The sequence below is a fragment of the Pseudoalteromonas sp. TAB23 genome (assembly GCF_000498075.1).
Taxonomy (GTDB): Bacteria; Pseudomonadota; Gammaproteobacteria; order Enterobacterales; family Alteromonadaceae; genus Pseudoalteromonas; species Pseudoalteromonas arctica.
This window is the reverse complement of the sequence record NZ_AUTP01000120.1, coordinates 1-16588: the sequence shown is the minus strand read 5'-3', so window position 1 is coordinate 16588 and position 16588 is coordinate 1. Positions and strand designations below refer to the sequence as shown.

The 16588-nt window shown below is 40.8% G+C and carries 16 protein-coding genes and 2 pseudogenes; 12 read left to right on the top strand and 6 right to left on the bottom strand.

Features of this window, described 5'->3' with window-relative positions; genetic code table 11:
• Positions 1-9 precede the first annotated feature (9 nt).
• The gene (locus L654_RS0103825) at positions 10-1332 is read right to left on the bottom strand and encodes an IS4 family transposase (protein ID WP_101162806.1); all 1323 of its coding nucleotides are present in this window, start codon (positions 1330-1332) and stop codon (positions 10-12) included.
• A gap of 127 nt (positions 1333-1459) precedes the next feature.
• On the opposite strand from L654_RS0103825, the pseudogene L654_RS01000000125440 reads away from it, so the two are divergent.
• The 6 genes and pseudogenes from L654_RS01000000125440 to L654_RS0103795 all read left to right on the top strand — a co-directional run bounded on the left by L654_RS01000000125440 (position 1460) and on the right by L654_RS0103795 (position 5684).
• A pseudogene (locus L654_RS01000000125440) lies at positions 1460-2079 on the top strand (YigZ family protein).
• Between the two features lie 96 nt (positions 2080-2175).
• Positions 2176-3627: a TrkH family potassium uptake protein gene (locus L654_RS0103815; RefSeq protein ID WP_024607309.1), complete on the top strand. Its 1452-nt coding sequence runs from the start codon at positions 2176-2178 to the stop codon at positions 3625-3627.
• A 44-nt stretch (positions 3628-3671) separates the two neighbouring features.
• Positions 3672-4331 (top strand): flagellar brake protein, encoded by a 660-nt coding sequence (locus L654_RS0103810; RefSeq protein WP_024607308.1) that lies wholly within the window; start codon positions 3672-3674, stop codon positions 4329-4331.
• A 466-nt stretch (positions 4332-4797) separates the two neighbouring features.
• Positions 4798-5010, top strand: coding sequence for an EF-hand domain-containing protein (locus L654_RS0103805; protein ID WP_004335175.1), 213 nt, complete (start codon positions 4798-4800; stop codon positions 5008-5010).
• A gap of 140 nt (positions 5011-5150) precedes the next feature.
• Positions 5151-5363, top strand: coding sequence for a calmodulin (locus L654_RS0103800; protein WP_024607307.1), 213 nt, complete (start codon positions 5151-5153; stop codon positions 5361-5363).
• A gap of 105 nt (positions 5364-5468) precedes the next feature.
• Positions 5469-5684, top strand: coding sequence for an EF-hand domain-containing protein (locus L654_RS0103795; RefSeq protein ID WP_007584177.1), 216 nt, complete (start codon positions 5469-5471; stop codon positions 5682-5684).
• Positions 5685-5765: 81 nt separating this feature from the next.
• Here the strand turns inward: L654_RS0103795 and trkA are convergent, their stop codons facing one another.
• The 4 genes from trkA to def all read right to left on the bottom strand — a co-directional run bounded on the left by trkA (position 5766) and on the right by def (position 9998).
• Positions 5766-7142, bottom strand: a complete 1377-nt coding sequence (trkA, locus tag L654_RS0103790; protein ID WP_024607306.1) for a Trk system potassium transporter TrkA — start codon at positions 7140-7142, stop codon at positions 5766-5768.
• Positions 7143-7228: 86 nt separating this feature from the next.
• The gene (gene rsmB / locus L654_RS0103785; protein WP_004335167.1) at positions 7229-8524 is read right to left on the bottom strand and encodes a 16S rRNA (cytosine(967)-C(5))-methyltransferase RsmB; all 1296 of its coding nucleotides are present in this window, start codon (positions 8522-8524) and stop codon (positions 7229-7231) included.
• Positions 8517-9470: a methionyl-tRNA formyltransferase gene (gene fmt, locus L654_RS0103780; protein ID WP_004335164.1), complete on the bottom strand. Its 954-nt coding sequence runs from the start codon at positions 9468-9470 to the stop codon at positions 8517-8519. Before fmt ends, rsmB begins: the two co-directional genes overlap by 8 nt.
• A 21-nt stretch (positions 9471-9491) precedes the next feature.
• Positions 9492-9998 (bottom strand): peptide deformylase, encoded by a 507-nt coding sequence (gene def, locus L654_RS0103775; RefSeq protein ID WP_024607305.1) that lies wholly within the window; start codon positions 9996-9998, stop codon positions 9492-9494.
• Between the two features lie 118 nt (positions 9999-10116).
• Here def and L654_RS0103770 point away from each other — a divergent pair, with 118 nt between their 5' ends.
• The 6 genes from L654_RS0103770 (at position 10117) to hemF (ending at position 15064) form a co-directional block, all read left to right on the top strand.
• Complete coding sequence (locus L654_RS0103770) at positions 10117-11235, top strand: LysM peptidoglycan-binding domain-containing protein (protein ID WP_024591288.1); 1119 nt, start codon at positions 10117-10119, stop codon at positions 11233-11235.
• A 31-nt stretch (positions 11236-11266) separates the two neighbouring features.
• On the top strand, positions 11267-12358 hold the full coding sequence (dprA, locus tag L654_RS0103765; RefSeq protein WP_024607304.1) for a DNA-processing protein DprA: 1092 nt from the start codon (positions 11267-11269) through the stop codon (positions 12356-12358).
• Between the two features lies 1 nt (position 12359).
• Entirely contained in the window at positions 12360-12833 is a 474-nt protein-coding gene (locus tag L654_RS0103760; protein ID WP_010555161.1) for a DUF494 family protein, read from the top strand.
• Between the two features lie 114 nt (positions 12834-12947).
• Positions 12948-13523, top strand: coding sequence for a topoisomerase DNA-binding C4 zinc finger domain-containing protein (locus tag L654_RS0103755; RefSeq protein WP_024607303.1), 576 nt, complete (start codon positions 12948-12950; stop codon positions 13521-13523).
• A gap of 25 nt (positions 13524-13548) precedes the next feature.
• Positions 13549-14112 (top strand): L-threonylcarbamoyladenylate synthase, encoded by a 564-nt coding sequence (locus L654_RS0103750; RefSeq protein WP_024607302.1) that lies wholly within the window; start codon positions 13549-13551, stop codon positions 14110-14112.
• A gap of 1 nt (position 14113) precedes the next feature.
• Complete coding sequence (gene hemF / locus L654_RS0103745) at positions 14114-15064, top strand: oxygen-dependent coproporphyrinogen oxidase (RefSeq protein ID WP_024607301.1); 951 nt, start codon at positions 14114-14116, stop codon at positions 15062-15064.
• 44 nt (positions 15065-15108) lie between these two features.
• Here hemF and L654_RS01000000125435 read toward each other — a convergent pair.
• Positions 15109-16483: pseudogene (locus L654_RS01000000125435) on the bottom strand (IS4 family transposase).
• Positions 16484-16588 lie beyond the last annotated feature (105 nt).

The following is a 16588-nucleotide window of genomic DNA, read 5'->3' as shown; positions in this document are numbered from 1 at the left end:
TAATGCCAGTCAGTTAAGCTGACTGGCATTTTTCTTTTTATGGGGATACTTAGATGGTTTTGGCTTAACCCATCGGGGGTATCTTCTATCCTCTCGTCTAGCTGGAAGCTTAAATAAGACCAGTGTATTGAGTAAGTGCTGCCAGTGTATTGGAATGTTCCCTGGACTCATTATAGATACTGACGAGAAATACTGAATGACAGCCATCGAACTGCTAGAGAAACTAAGCTGGTTAGGCCATATCCCTGTAACTGTCGCCGCCATCGTCATTATTCTTCGTATTAAATTATAGGCGAGTAACACGCCCCATAGCTCCTGACGCACCATGTCTGGACGCTTGCTTCTTAAATGGTATGCGCTATCAAGCATGGTTTGTTTGATTTCTCTAAACCCAAGTTCTATCTCCCAACGATGACAATATAATTCAACAATTTCATTACCTGGATAACGCAATCTATCCGTCATCGAGGTTAATATACGGTAGCTTTTGCCCTTTATTGTTTTACTGATTAATCTCGCTTTAATCGTTTCAGGAACATCGGGAAAGTTTTTTTGTGCATGCTTTGTTGTTTTCAATTCAATGATATGGTCATTTTTACCCGCGCTGGAGATGATTTCATACTGTAAGTCGGGCCTTGCTGGTATCAGCCAGTGCCTCATCTTCCCAGTTTGGTGCCAACGATTTAACAGGCCTAAAGAATAATATCCTTTATCAAACATAGTCAGTGAATTATCTGGTGTACGTTCAATTAAACGCTCAGCTAATTTCATCTCGTTGGTTTTATAGTTATCAAACTCGCTACTGAGCAGTTGATGGCTGGTCAATTCCATATGACAGACCATGCGTATTTGAGGAAAGGCTGTATCACCGTATTGGTTGCTACCAGAAGAGAAGGCTTTACGATTATCAGGCGTGTCGGCTGTTCGCCACACAACACCGTCAACAGCTAATAGGTTCAAGCCATTCCATGTTTCGAATGACTGTTGCTTATACATTGATTGAGCAGATTTATTGAAAACGTGTTTAACGGAATCATCACCTAACCTTTGTCTCGCTTGTACCATCGCACTTGGAGCAACGAGTTGGTTCTTGCCAGGTAACATGATATCTAGCTTATTAGCGATATTCCAAACCGATTCTTTTCGAAACAATGCCATGCCAATAACTGACCACAAAACGGCCTCAAGCGGTAACCTTCGCTTACGAACGGTTGCAATCCCAGCTTGTTGAAAACCTTGTTCAATGATTTCAGGGTCAAGAATTTCTGATAATTTTTCAAAGGTATGGTATCGGCTGCTTTCTTCAAGTGTTGCTTGCAGTGCTTGTTCTATATTCACAAAAAAATCCGTAGTTAGTTTCCTAACTACGGATTTTGCATGATCGTTTGGATCGGTCAACCGGTCATTTTCTTAACTGATCGGCATTAGCCTTTTGGCCCCCTTTTTACAAGTTTAAAATATGTCTGAATATAAATATCCCGCTGCTGACGTTTTTCATCAAGAAGAAATTAAAAAAAGTACGTTTATAGTTCACATTGCACATACCCCCGATTTAAATTCAGCTAAAGCATTTATTAAAAGCATTGAAGAAAAGTATAGCGATGCGCGTCATAACTGCTGGGCACATGTGGCAGGCAACCCCNCCCCGGTGGCAGCCATGTTTATGGTTTTTCGGACGATGGTGAACCAAATGGCACTGCAGGAAAGCCTATGTTAAATGTGCTGGTGGGTTCAGGCCTTGGCGAAATCACAGCTGTTGTTACACGTTACTTTGGCGGCATAAAATTAGGCACGGGCGGGTTAGTACGTGCTTATGGTGGCTCATTAAATAATGCATTAGTAAAATTGCAAACGGTACTTAAAGTTCCCAGTGTTGAAATTACTGGGAGTAGTGAGTACAGCATGCAAGGCGCGATTGAGCAGTTATTAAAAACAAAGTATCAAGTGCTTAATATTGATAAGCAATTTACTGCTAATATTGAATGGGTGATTACAATAGATAGCCGCGAAGCTCAGCAAGCAATCAAAGATATTTTTGATTTAAGTCACGGCGCAGTTGAGTTAACTATTAAAGAGTAATAACCTACACAAATTGCATGTAATGCATACTGACCCTATTTAATTTGGTTGATACTACTCAGCCTGAATTTACTAATAATAAAAGCGACAAGCTAAATGCAATTTCGTACCATCATAAAAATTCTTGGCCAACTTGTTGCGCTGTTTAGTATTACCATGGTGCCTCCGGCACTGGTGTCTTTAATATATAAAGACGGTGGTGGTGTTCCTTTTGTTTTAGCATTTATCTTTAGTGTTGTTATTGGCATGATGGCTTATTACCCAAATCGCCATGAAAACGGTGACTTAAAAGCACGTGAAGGCTTTTTAATTGTTGTTTTGTTTTGGCTGGTACTTGGGGCGTTTGCGTCCTTGCCGCTTATATTTTTACAAGAACCTAATTTATCGCTCGCCGATGCGGTGTTTGAAGCATTCTCTGGCTTAACAACCACCGGCGCTACAGTACTTACCGGTATTGAGTACTTACCTAAGTCGGTGTTGTTTTATCGCCAGCAACTCCAGTGGTTTGGCGGTATGGGTATAATCGTACTCGCTGTCGCTATACTCCCCATGCTAGGTGTTGGTGGTATGCAGTTATATCGCGCTGAAATACCTGGGCCTGTAAAAGATTCCAAAATGACCCCGCGAATTGCCGATACAGCAAAGCACCTTTGGTATATTTATGTGTCACTGACTATTGCTTGTATGCTGGCTTATTGGGCAGCCGGGATGGAGTGGTTTGATGCGATATGTCATGCATTCTCAACGGTCGCGATAGGTGGTTTTTCTACTTACGATGCTTCCATGGGGCACTTTGACAGCCCTGTAATTAACTTTATTTGTGTGTTCTTTTTAATTATTGCCGCTGTTAACTTCTCCCTGCACTACGCTGCAGTGGCGAGTCGAAACGTACAAGTTTATATTCGAGACCCTGAGTTTAAGGTGTTTTTGTGTATTCAATTAGCGCTGGTGGTTATTTGTTTTACCGTACTTTCCTCTAACGAAATATTTGCTAATGGCGATGAAACCCTCGATCAGGCGTTATTTCAGGCTGTTTCTATGAGTACAACAGCAGGCTTTGCTACTGATAACTTTTCAACATGGCCTTTGTTTTTACCTATTTTACTTATATTTTCGAGCTTTATTGGTGGCTGTGCAGGCTCTACTGGTGGTGGTATGAAAGTAGTGCGCGTGTTCTTACTGTACTTGCAGGGTGTGCGTGAGCTTAATCGTTTGGTGCACCCACGGGCTATATATTCAATCAAGCTGGGTCGAAAGGCGTTGCCAGACAAAGTAGTAGAAGCCGTGTGGGGATTTTTCTCTGCATATGCGTTGGTGTTTATTATTATTATGTTAGCGCTTATGGGCACGGGTATGGATAACATAACTGCGTTCTCAGCCACTGCGGCTTGTTTAAATAACTTAGGTCCAGGTCTGGGTGATGTAGCATCGCATTATGGCGCTATAACCGATGCTGCTAAATGGTTGCTTACCATTGCAATGGTGTTTGGTCGTTTAGAAATATTTACTTTATTAGTGTTATTTACGCCTACTTTTTGGCGTGGATAAACGAGCGGCTTAAGTTTTAAATTACGAACTATTGGGAAAGGGATATGCCAACAAATTTAGAAAAGCTAAAGCATATAAGTGTAGGCAGCTTAGTTGACCTAGAAATATTAACACCTACAAGCAGTAAGCGTGTTAAAACTGAATTAGTTGGTTTACTCGATAAACAGTTTATTATTTTAAATTATCCCAATGCTAAGCGTTTACCTGCAGCGAGTGACTATTTACGTGATGGTGTAATGGTTGTTGTAAGAGCACTGATTGAAGGCAGTGGCGGGCAAGTTATTGCGTTTCGCCAGCAAATTATGTCAGTAGCCTCTCATCCCGCTAAACTCGTCTTTATTAACTTTCCTAAGCAAGTGCAGCTATTTGCGCTACGCTCGCAAACACGCATACCTACCTTGTTACCTGCAAAGCTAAAACTAAGTGACGATAGAGTGCTTGAAGGCCTTATTAAGGACATTTCACTCACTGGTGTAATGTTTGATATTAGAGGCGATCAGCAAGCTGAAGGTATTAAAGATATGCAATGCACTGTCGTACTCAATAGTAGTGATAAAGATTTTGAAGGTGAAATTTGCAGTGTTAAAGAGCATGTCGCAGGTGTGCACTGCGGAATTAAGCTACTAGCAAGCGAGGATGAAATGAAAACCTTTATGAAAGAGCATTTTATAGACCCATCTGCGCTTGAGCCCACCGTTGAATAAATCGTTTTTCGCTTATTTGCAACAAAATGGCGTTTTACGTGAGGTATTTATAAAGTATTTTTTTGTTTTTATATAATTAAAAATATTATTCAAATAAAACAATGTTTTACGTGTTTTTTATTATGGCTTGTTTTTTGTTGTTATAGCTACTTCGTTAAAATTAACCTTAATTATTTTTTAAAATCCCTCCTTTTATAGATCTACATTTTAAAATGTATCTTTTTATATAAACATAACTATTTGTTTTTAATGACTTTAGTTTTTCACCTCTAAAGCGTGTTGCGAAAAGGCAACAGTAATGACTCTGAAAATTCCTACTTATTGTACGTTTTCTTTTTAATTTGTTGAAATTTAATGGCTTTTCAATGTTGGCATTTAAGTTGTAATAGTCAGGGTGTACTGAACGAAATCGTGATTCAAAGTGAAATACTTAATCGCACACACATAAATTTGAAGGATACATATTATGAAAAGCATTAATAAAACTTTAGCACTTATCGCTATTGCATCTTCTTCAGCCGCTTTTGCAGCAACAGATTTTGACACACTTGATGTAGATGGCAGTGGCACAATTAGCCAAGCAGAAGCATCAGTAGACGCAAAATTAATGAGCATGTTTTCTGAGCTTGATACTGACCAAAATGGTGAGTTATCAAAAGAAGAATTTTCAGAAGCTTAATTAAAAAGTATTTATCCTGAGTTGCCAAAGACAACCTAAGTAGGCAAGGGAGCTTACGAAAGAGGATAACAAGGAAGTTAAAAATTACGTTTTAAGTTAAACGAAGCAATTTTTTTGATAGAACATTGAAGGATTAAGTTATGAAAAATTTAAATAAAGCATTAGCACTTATAGTACTAGCATCTTCTTCAGCTGCATTTGCAGCATCAGATTTTGACAGCCTTGATATCGATGGTAGCGGCACAATTAGCCCAAGCGAAGCGGCAGTCGATACAGATTTAATGGCTGAATTTATTGAGCTAGATACCGACGGTAGCGGCGAGCTTTCTAAAGAAGAATTCGCTAATTACTAATTACTAATTACTAATTACTAATTACTAATTAATCTTTTCAGATTAAACATTTTTCACAGTCAGGGATCTTTGAAAAGGACTTCCCATATTACTAGGAATATTATTATGAAAACATTAAATACAACACTTGCAGTTATCGTTTTAGCATCTTCATCAGCAGCATATGCCGCAGTAGATTTTGCCTCTTTTGATGCAGATGGTAACGGTGCTATTACAATGGAAGAAGCAAAGGTTAACCCTCAGCTTGTAAAGATTTTTGATGATTTGGATACTGATGGTAATGGTGAAATCTCTAAAGAAGAGTTTTCAAAAGTACAGTAATCAATATTTAAGCATACTCCATTAAAGCCGCCTTAGTCAGCGGCTTTTTTGTGTATTAAATTAACTAATTAGAGTAACTATTTAAAGGAATATAGCACTTACTTGGAATAGTTTTTCTACAACGGTAATGTGTTTTTTGTCGATTAAAAACATGATGACATGATCGCCCGACATAATAATTGTATCGTCGTGAGCTATCAACACATCGTCATTACGTACTATTGCCCCAATGGTTGTACCTGCAGGAAGTTTTATGTCGGCAATCGCACGACCAACCACTTTAGATGTGTTTTCATCACCATGAGCAACCGCTTCAATGGCTTCTGCTGCGCCTTTACGCAGTGAATACACGTTAACAATATCACCACGGCGTACGTGCGTTAATAACGCTGATATAGTTGCTTGTTGTGGCGATATGGCAATATCTATTTCGCCGCCTTGTACCAAATCAACGTAAGCTCCACGTTGAATAAGTACCATGGTTTTTTGTGCGCCCATACGTTTTGCAAGCATGGCCGACATAATGTTTGCTTCATCGTCGTTGGTTACGGCAATAAATACATCGACTTGTTCAATATGCTCTTCTGAGAGCAGTTCTTGATCAGATGCGTCACCACAAAAAACGACCGTGTTATCGAGCATTTCTGAGAGTTGCTCGGCACGTTCTTTACTGCGTTCAATTAGTTTAACGGTGTGGTTTTTTTCAAGTGAGCGGGCAAGGCCTGCCCCAATGTTACCGCCACCAGCTATCATAATTTTTTTGTACGAACGCTCAAGTTTTTGTAGCTCGTTCATTACTGCGCGTATATGTTTTGTAGCGGCAATAAAGAATACTTCGTCATCGGCTTNAATAACGGTGGTACCCAATGGTTTGATTGCTTTACCTTGACGATAAATAGCGGCAACACGAGTCTCTACATTAGGTATGTGTTCTTTAAGTGCAGATAACGCATAACCTACTAATAAACCCCCATAGTAAGCTTTTACGGCTACTAACGAGAGCATGCCATCAGCAAACTGCAATACTTGCAGAGCACCAGGGTAGTCAATTAAACGGCGAATATACTTAGTGACCAGTGCTTCGGGAGCAATGTAATGATCGATTGGTAAATCATCGTTTTGAAAAAGTTTTTCGCGGTATTTTAAGTATTGCTCTGAGCGAATACGAGCAATTTTAGTGGGCGTTTTAAAAATACTGTATGCCACTTGGCATGCAACCATGTTCACTTCATCTGAACTGGTTACCGCTATAATCATATCGGCATCTTCAGCACCTGCACGGCGTAATACATCAGGATGCGCGCTGTGGCCCATAACCCCTTGTAAGTCGTACTTATCTTGAAGTTCACGTAATCGGTTACCGTCTATATCAACAACGGTAATTTCGTTTTGTTCGCCAACTAAGTTTTCAGCAAGCGTAGCACCAACTTGCCCGGCACCGAGTATAATTATTTTCATTATTTACCCGTGGTATTGATCATAATTTAATTAAAAAAATAGCCATTTAATGTTTCATAAATGGCTAACTATTAAGTGTACGGCTATTAGGCTTTTTTAACTAGCTTAGCGTAATAAAATCCATCACTTTCACCGGGCAGTAACTGCAAACCTGGCGTTGTTACGGTATCGTTTTCGTGTAGAGGTATATGTTCTACATCATCATTATTAGCTAAAAACTTAGCAACTTGCTGTTGGTTTTCTTGTGGAAGAACCGAACACGTAGCATATACCAATGTGCCACCTGGTTTTAACAGTGGCCAAATGCTATCAAGAATATCGCTTTGTAACTTAGCTAAGTCTTCGATGTCTGATGCGCGACGTAACCATTTTATATCAGGGTGACGGCGAATTACGCCAGTGGCCGAACAAGGCACATCAAGCAAAATACGATCAAATAATTTTTCATCCCACCAAGTATGTGGTTGTGATGCGTCGCCACATTGTAGGTCTGCACCTAAGCCAATACGAGTTAAGTTTTGCTTAACACGTTCAAGGCGAGTTGAGTCGCTATCTAGTGCAAGTACATCTGCATCAGCAAGCTCTAAAATATGACATGTTTTACCGCCAGGGGCGGCGCAGGCATCCAAAATATAGTCGTCTGCTTTAGGTTCTAAAAAGCGGGCTGCTAACTGTGCTGCAGCATCTTGTACTGAACATGCACCTGTATCAAACTCAGGTAACGAAAATACATCACGTGGTTTGGCAAGCTTAATCCCATCAATAAAATCAGGGTTTAAGGTGTGTTCAATATCGTTAGCGCTAAGCATGTCGCTGTATTCTTGCGTGCTAAATTGGGCTTGATTGACACGAAGCCACATTGGCGCTTGTTGCTGGTTTTCTTCAAGTAGTGCTTCCCAGCTATCTGGGTAGGCTGTTTGCACCTGTTTAATAAACCAATTTGGATGGTTGTATAAACATACCGGAATAAGCTTCGCTTTTTCTTCAAGCTCAGCTTGTTGACGCTGAAAGCTACGTAAAATGGCGTTTATCAGCCCTTTTAATCCTAAAGCGCGTAGTTGAGCCAGTGCGTTAACCGTTTCTGAAATGGCAGCATGAGGTGGTACGCGCATATGCTGCAGTTGATAAATACCTACGTATAATAAAAACTGAAATATTCTACGTTTACCTTTTAATGGCTGCTCTACTAAGTGTTGGCAGTAATTTTCAAGGCTCGGTAAGTAGCGTAAAACGCCATAACAAATTTGCTGTAGCAACGCTTTATCTTTAGGCGGCAAGCCTTGGCTTGCAAATGGAAGTTCTTGATTAAGCGATGCGCCTTTATCAACTACGTTATATAAAGTTTCAGCGGCAAGCGCTCGTACGTTTGGAACATTACTCATTGTTTTCGCCTAATATTGTGCCAGGAGTAACCCAGTCACTACGACCATTTAAAAAGTCGTTAATTGCCATTGGTTTTTTACCTTGCGGCTGTAATTGCGTAATACATAAAGCGTGTTCGCCACACGCCACTACTACGCCATTTTTGTCGCTTGATAAAATTTGCCCAGGAACACCTGATTGCAGCATAACCTGCGCTTGATGAATCTTTACTGTTTGCCCACCCATTTGGGTAAAGCACATTGGCCACGGGTTAAAAGAGCGAATGTTTCGCTCGATTTGAAGCGCACTCATGGACCAGTCGATATCAGCTTCCTCTTTAGAAAGCTTTTTAGCGTAGTTAGCAAGTTCATCGTTTTGAGGTTCAGGGGTGATCTCACCATTAGCTAATTTATTAATGGTTTCAATTAACGCATCTGGACCTAGCTCAGCAAGCTTTGTATATAAGCTTGCGCTAGTTTCTGTTGTGCTAATAGGGCAGCGGCTTATATGTAGCATATCGCCGGTATCTAGCCCTTCATCCATTTGCATTATTGTTACGCCGGTTTGTTCATCACCTGCCCAAATTGCGCGTTGAATAGGTGCAGCACCGCGCCAGCGCGGTAATATAGAGCCATGCACATTTAAACAACCTAAACGTGGCGCTTCTAAAATAGCTTTAGGTAAAATTAAGCCATATGCTACAACAATCATAATGTCGGCATTTAAGCTTGTTAGCTCAGCTAATGCTTCATCATTTTTTAATGACTGTGGCTGAAAAACCGGTAAGTTGTGCTCAAGCGCTAGCTCTTTCACTTCACTGGCTTTTAATTTTTTACCACGACCTGCAGGGCGATCTGGCTGGCTATATACACCCACTATTTGGTGTTCGCTTTGTATCAGCGCTTGTAAATGACGTGCGGCAAAGTCCGGCGTACCGGCAAATATAATGCGTAATGGTTGAGTCACTGAGTTTTCCTAAGGTGCTTATTACTGTTCTGCAAACTTGGCTTCTTTTTCAAGCTTTTTACGAATACGTTGGCGCTTTAATGGAGATAAGTAATCAATGAATAGCTTACCTTGAAGGTGATCTAGTTCATGTTGAATACAAATAGCCAATAATTCATCTGCATCTAGTACAAATTCTTCACCGTTTTCGTTAAGTGCAGCGACTGTTACTGTTTCTGCGCGGTCTACTTTTGCATACGAGTTAGGTACTGATAAACAGCCTTCTTCGCTAACGGTAGAGCCGTCTTTTTTAATGATTTGTGGATTAATTAATACCAGTGGCTCGTCGCGCTCTTCTGATACATCAATAACAACGATTCGTTGATGAATATCTACTTGCGTGGCCGCAAGTCCAATGCCATTTTCATCGTACATTGTCTCTAGCATGTCTTTTACAATTTGGCGTACTGTGTCGTCAACTTGTGCAACATCTTTTGCTATAGTACGTAAACGTTCATCTGGAAATCTTAAAACTTCTAACCTAGCCATAGTTACCTTTTTCACTTGTGCTTAATTTAGGGTATTGTATGCTCTTATTTTAGCCATTCGCGTTCACCTTTAACAGGTTTTGGGCAATAATAATGAAAAAACAATACAAGGAAGCTCAATGAAATCTCCATTACTTGCAATCATGCTTACGTTAAGCGCTGCGTTTCCCGCAGTTGCTGACGTGCTTAAAATAAAAAAAGATGCACCAAAACAGTATGTTGTAAAAAAAGGCGATACACTTTGGGATATTTCTGGCATCTATTTAGATGAGCCTTGGCTATGGCCTGAACTTTGGCAAATGAATCCACAAATTGACAACCCGCACCTAATTTACCCCGGTGATGCATTAGCGCTGATATACGATGCAGATGGAAACCCACGTTTAGTGATTAATAAAGGATATAGAAAGCTATCTCCTCAGGGTCGTATTACACCAAAAGGGCGTAATGCTATTACTACTTTGCCGCTTGAAATGATCAAACCGTATATCAGTTACGAACAAGCAATGAACAGTGACGATATTAAAGGCAAACCTTATATTTTAGGTGCTAACGAAAATACTAAAACACAAACGTTAGGCCATATTTTATATGTTAAAGGCGACTTACAAGTACATAAAGCATATGCCATTTACCATAAAGGTGATCCTTACACTGATTTAACCGGTGAAGTGTTAGCAACGCGTGCATCTTACGTGGGTATCGCACGTGCGTTTAGAGCGGGTGATGAACACAATGGCGTGCCTTCGTCATTACGTGTTGAATCTGTTAAACGAGAAATTCAGCAAGGCGATTTTTTAATGCCGGCAATGGAAGGTCAAATGCTTCCTGCGTACTTTAATATTCACCGTCCTTCTGAGCCTGTAACAGGGAATATTATTGCTTCCCCACGACAAGTTAGAGAATTCAGCACAATGGATGTTGTAGTGCTAAACTTAGGCAGTGAACAAAACATAGAAGCGGGTCATGTATTAGATCTAGAACGTCAATCGCCAACGGTTATTGATGGTCCTCGTGGCCCTCGTTACCCAGAAGATTCTAGTAAATACGAGAAGCTTTTATCTGATGTGAGCCAACTATTTGGTGGTGAGTCTGACGAAGAGAGCACAACGTGGACTATGCCTAAAGAAAAAGTTGGCGAGCTAATTGTCTTTAAAGTGTATGACAAAATAAGTTATGCATTAATAACTAAAAACCAGCACCCAATTCGCATTGGAGATATTGCAGTTATTCATTAAGAAGTAGCGAGTCGGTGCTCTAGGAGAGAGCATGGATCAGTCATCTGGCAAGCTAGCCCACTGGCTTGCCTTTTATATGTGTAAAGGGTTGGGTATCAAAACCCTTTTAGCACTATCTACAAACTATTCCCTTGGGTCGTTATTCGACTTATCTCATGACAAGCTTTTACAGCTTGGATTAACCGCTAATCAGGCGAGTAATTTACTCAATACCAATTGGCAACAAGTCAGTCATTATGAGCAATTAATTACGCTGCACAACATTACGGTTGTCTGTATTTTTGATGCGCTTTATCCAGAAGATCTCCGACAGATTGCCAGTGCGCCTTTATTACTATTTTGTAGGGGAGATGTCTCGTTATTATCTACTCCACAAATTGCAATTGTAGGGAGTCGTAATGCCACACCTACCGGGCTTGAAATAGCATCAGAATTTGCATACGAGTTAACTTTAGCGGGTATTACAGTTACCTCAGGTATGGCACGGGGAATAGATGGAGCAGCACATAAGGGCTCTCTTGCTGGTACGGGTAAAACCATAGCGGTGCTTGGTACTGGGGTTGATATTTACTATCCTAAACGCCATAAACTATTAACAGACCAAGTTTTAGAAAGTGGCCTGTTGGTGAGTGAGTTTTTACCAGGGGCAGCTGCTCATGCGCATAACTTTCCGCGCCGAAATCGTATTATTTCTGGGTTATCGTTGGGAGTGCTTATTGTTGAGGCTGAAATTAAAAGTGGTTCGTTAATTACAGTACGCTATGCGCTTGAACAAAATAAAGAGGTATTTGCAGTACCGGGTTCTATTAAAAACCCGTTAGCGCAGGCAAGTCACTTTTTAATAAAGCAAGGTGCTAAGCTGGTAGAAAACGTGGCTGACATTCTTGATGAGGTGAGTTTTACTTACGACAATAATGTATGTAACAAAGAGCAGCCTATTCAGGCAAATTCTCAATGCGAGGTTTTAAATAGCATTGGCTTTGAAGTAACCAGCGTAGACGACATTGTACGTCGCGCACAGTGGCCAATAGACAAAGTGCTGGCTAGGTTGCTCGATTTAGAATTAGACGATCAGATTGAGCGAGTGTTAGATGGTTATATTAAGTTAAGCGCAGGGAGGTAATATGTTTGATATTCTTTTATATCTTTTTGAAAATTACATTCATAGCGAAGCGGATATATTTGCAGAGCAAAATGAATTAACCGATGAGCTACTGCGCGCGGGTTTTAATAAGCCTGAGATATTTAAAGCACTCGATTGGTTAGAGCAACTCGCCGATTTACAACACAGTGACGAGTCTCCTTATCTTATTACTAACCCTAAAGATGCTGTGCGTATATTTACCGATAGTGAATGCCAAAGGCTCAGTGCTGAGTGTCGTGGCTTTTTAATGTTTATTGAGCAAATAGGCGTAATTAACAATGTAACTCGTGAGATGGTAATGGACTGTTTAGCCTCTCTCGATAAACCAACCATAAGCCTAGAAGATTTAAAATGGATTGTACTTATGATTTTGTTTAATGTTCCTGGCTCTGAAGAGGCATATGAGCAAATGGAAGATTTGATTTTTGATGAACCCAGCGAACTTCTTCATTAGAGATAATTATCTTAATTGTACTCAAATTACTTAAACGGATAAGCACGGCATTGCTTGTATCTTTAAGTGGTTTGGGTATATTAGGCGAAAATTCACTAACCTATTAGGATCACCATGAGTAAAATCGACCATTCGCTTTTCTCGGCGAACAAGCACGCCCTCGAAAAAGAATACGAGATATGCCCACAGTGTGGTTCAGAGTTAGTGATCCGCAATAGTAAATCAGGCCCTTTTTTAGGATGCGCAAGTTACCCCGAATGCGATTTTATTAGGCCGTTGGCACATCACGATAGTAACGAAATTAAAGTTCTTGAAGATTCAGCATGCCCGCAGTGCAGCAAACCGCTGGTGGTTAAAAATGGGCGCTACGGTATGTTTATTGGGTGTACGGGTTATCCAGAGTGCCATTACATTGCTAACGAAAATGAAGAAAAACAAAGCGAAGACACTTTGCCAAGTTGCCCTAAATGCAAAAAAGGTCATTTAGTCGCGCGCAGTAATAAATTTGGTAAAGTATTTTATTCTTGTGATTGCTATCCAAGTTGTAAATACACACTTAATAATAAACCGGTTGAACACCCGTGTCCTGAATGTAACTGGCCTATCGTCATAGAGAGAAATATGGCAAACGGCACATTATTGCAATGCCCACAAAAAAGCTGCATGCATAAGCTCACCCCAACTGAATAACGTTTAATTATATCTGGAGACTACTTTGTCAGACCTTTCAAATACGCCCACTGCAATAACATGCTTAACGCAAGGCGAAGTTATTTTATACCCAACAGAAGCTGTATATGGTTTAGGTTGTGATCCAGATAATCAACAAGCCGTTGAGGCACTATTAGCTATTAAGCAGCGCCCGGTTGAAAAAGGACTTATTTTAATTGCTGATAACTACGGACAATTATTAAAATACGTAGATGATGCAAAAATACCAATGGATAAACGAGCTGATATTTTTTCCAGTTGGCCTGCTGCAATTACATGGGTTATGCCGGCATCTAAAAGCACGCCTAAATGGCTCACAGGGCAGTTTGATACCATTGCAGTAAGAGTAACAAACCATCCAACAGTAAAACGTTTGTGCCAAGAGTTTGGTAAGCCACTAGTATCAACCAGTGCAAACTTAACAGGACAAGAAACTGTTATTAGCATTGAGCAAGCTAAAGCACAATTTGCAGAACAAGTTGGCTTTTACGTTGATGAGCCATTAGGTGGCAATACTCAACCAAGCACAATAAAAGACGCCATGACTGGCAAAATATTTAGAGGTTAAAATGCAAAGCGAATTATTAGATCAAGTAAAAGCATACTTTATGGCTTTGCAAGACACTATTTGCCAAGGTTTGGAGGCTGCCGATGGCAGTGCTCAATTTATAGAAGATAACTGGCAGCGAGCAGAAGGCGGTGGTGGTCGCACACGTGTAACCACTAATGGCGCTGTAATAGAGCAAGGCGGAGTTAATTACTCTCATGTATTTGGCGCTTCAATGCCTGGCTCGGCAACAGCACACAGACCAGAGCTTGCAGGGCGCAGCTTTCATGCGTGTGGTGTGTCGTTAGTTATTCATCCTAAAAACCCTCATGTACCAACAAGTCATGCCAATGTGCGCTTTTTTATAGCCGAAAAAGAAGGCGAAGAGCCAATATGGTGGTTTGGTGGCGGATTTGATCTCACTCCTTTTTATCCAGTATTAGAAGACGTACAGCATTGGCATCAAGTTGCTCACGACATTTGTGCGCCATTTGGTAGTGAAGTTTATCCAAAATATAAAACATGGTGCGACGAGTATTTTTATTTAAAGCACAGAGACGAGACGCGCGGAGTAGGCGGTTTGTTTTTTGACGATTTAAACGAACTTGGTTTTGAAAAGAGTTTTGCGTTTATGCAATCGGTGGGTAATGGATTTTTAGATGCCTATTTACCTATTATTGAACGTCGTAAAAATGATGAATACACAGAGCAACAACGTGATTTTCAGCTTTATCGTCGCGGACGTTATGTAGAGTTTAATTTAGTATGGGATAGAGGCACTTTATTTGGATTACAAAGTGGCGGGCGCACTGAGTCTATATTAATGTCTATGCCACCACTTGCACGCTGGGAATATAACTATAAACCAGAGCCAAGTAGCCCAGAAGCTAACCTATATCAATATTACTTACACCCGCAAGAGTGGCTAACTAGTAAACCAAGTGAGCTGATAGCCAGAGAATGGCAATTATAACAATTACACAGTAATCAAAAAGGCGCTAATTAGCTGTCTCTTGATCACAAGTCTGACTCAAGAGATTTTGCTAAATCGTAGCCTTCCAGGATGGCTTGTAACTTAAGCCATCCTTGCCATAACACTTTCACAGATGCACGCCCTGTGCGCTTGGTATCTTTCCAGCCTCCTAACTTTGCCAGTTCCTGATACGCCCATGACATATTTGGAGCAGTTTCAGGCAATGGTGTTTTTATTCTCTTTAACCACAATAACTTCCATGCTTTGGGAGATAACAGTTGTTCACAACTTGGAGAATCAGGCTGCTCATTGGTGAACTTTAGTTGCAATATTCGCGTCGCAATAAAGCCATTAATCGTCACCAATCTTTCCATGTTATCTTGGCTTTGAAGGCGTAAACTTTCGATATCCGTGCCATCACTTTTCCAGACTTTATGGTATTCCTCTACAAGCCAACGGTGCTCATAGTAGGTGATGATAGCTAAGGCGTCTTCTTTGCTGGTGACTGGTTCACTGGTTAATAGGTGCCAGCTTAAGCCGTTCTCAGCGTTTCCTCGCTCTGCACAGCCGACATAGTAAACTGGTAGGGAGCGTCCTTTCTTATTGTAAGGCGCTTTGAGTGTCACTGGCGCATAGGTGATATCCAGTGTTGCGCTTCGGGCTTTTCTTCCTCCTTTTTGTGCAATGTGGATGTGTTTGGTGCCTGCACTCATCAGCTCGCTTGCGAACGCATAGAGCTTATCCTCACCTTCTTCAATATGACGACTTTGCATCGAGCGTACGACGAATCGTTGCTGCTCGGTCAGTTTATACTGCAAGTATTCGTAGATGTCCGCTTCGCGGTCACACACCGATATCACGTTCGCCATTTGTCCTTGCAGCCGCTCTGCCATCGCTCGTGACGCTGACTCCCACTTGTAACTTTCTTTTTCTTCGTAAGAAGTCGTCGCGTGTTTTTCTCTTTTTCCAATCGTGTTGATATCACGACTCCAGCGAGACTGTTCAATTAATCCCACAACTTGCTTTGTGTCTGGCGCAAACAGTAATACGCTATGAGCTAACAAGCCTCGTTGTTTTGCTCCTCGTCCGACATGACCCAAATCATCTCGAATGGAGGAATGTTTATAAATTAGTGTGGTCGTGTCTTCTAATGCGAGCAATAAGTTATGACTTTTTGCTTGTTCAACCGTGGCTTTAAAGCCTGACTCTGCTATAGCCGTTGCGTCAATATTCTCGTTGCGAATAAAGCGGTAGGCACCTTCCATATCNGGCGGGGGATTGAGTGATGTTCACAAGTGGTTTTCCTGGTTCATTTGCAAGCGTTGATGCTAACTTTACCAGACGCGCTGTTCTTCTTGGATCACCTAAGTCCGATTTACCGAATTGTTGTTTTGCCCAATGAGTATGTTCGTTAATCATAATGTGCCCTCAAACAAGATTTGAAGATCTGATCATGACATTGAGATTTAGTTCAAAAAAATCCCCGCTAATTTCTTAGCAGGGATTTGTGTATAAGAGACAGCT

Bases quoted from the DNA above. Each gene is read 5' to 3' on its own strand.
- L654_RS0103815 (WP_024607309.1), top strand. From the start codon at position 2,176: ATGCAATTTCGTACCATCATAAAAATTCTTGGCCAACTTGTTGCGCTG.
- L654_RS0103810 (WP_024607308.1), top strand. From the start codon at position 3,672: ATGCCAACAAATTTAGAAAAGCTAAAGCATATAAGTGTAGGCAGCTTA.
- L654_RS0103805 (WP_004335175.1), top strand. From the start codon at position 4,798: ATGAAAAGCATTAATAAAACTTTAGCACTTATCGCTATTGCATCTTCT.
- L654_RS0103800 (WP_024607307.1), top strand. From the start codon at position 5,151: ATGAAAAATTTAAATAAAGCATTAGCACTTATAGTACTAGCATCTTCT.
- L654_RS0103795 (WP_007584177.1), top strand. From the start codon at position 5,469: ATGAAAACATTAAATACAACACTTGCAGTTATCGTTTTAGCATCTTCA.
- rsmB (WP_004335167.1), bottom strand. From the start codon at position 8,524: ATGAGTAATGTTCCAAACGTACGAGCGCTTGCCGCTGAAACTTTATAT.
- def (WP_024607305.1), bottom strand. From the start codon at position 9,998: ATGGCTAGGTTAGAAGTTTTAAGATTTCCAGATGAACGTTTACGTACT.
- L654_RS0103770 (WP_024591288.1), top strand. From the start codon at position 10,117: ATGAAATCTCCATTACTTGCAATCATGCTTACGTTAAGCGCTGCGTTT.
- dprA (WP_024607304.1), top strand. From the start codon at position 11,267: ATGGATCAGTCATCTGGCAAGCTAGCCCACTGGCTTGCCTTTTATATG.
- L654_RS0103760 (WP_010555161.1), top strand. From the start codon at position 12,360: ATGTTTGATATTCTTTTATATCTTTTTGAAAATTACATTCATAGCGAA.
- L654_RS0103755 (WP_024607303.1), top strand. From the start codon at position 12,948: ATGAGTAAAATCGACCATTCGCTTTTCTCGGCGAACAAGCACGCCCTC.
- hemF (WP_024607301.1), top strand. From the start codon at position 14,114: ATGCAAAGCGAATTATTAGATCAAGTAAAAGCATACTTTATGGCTTTG.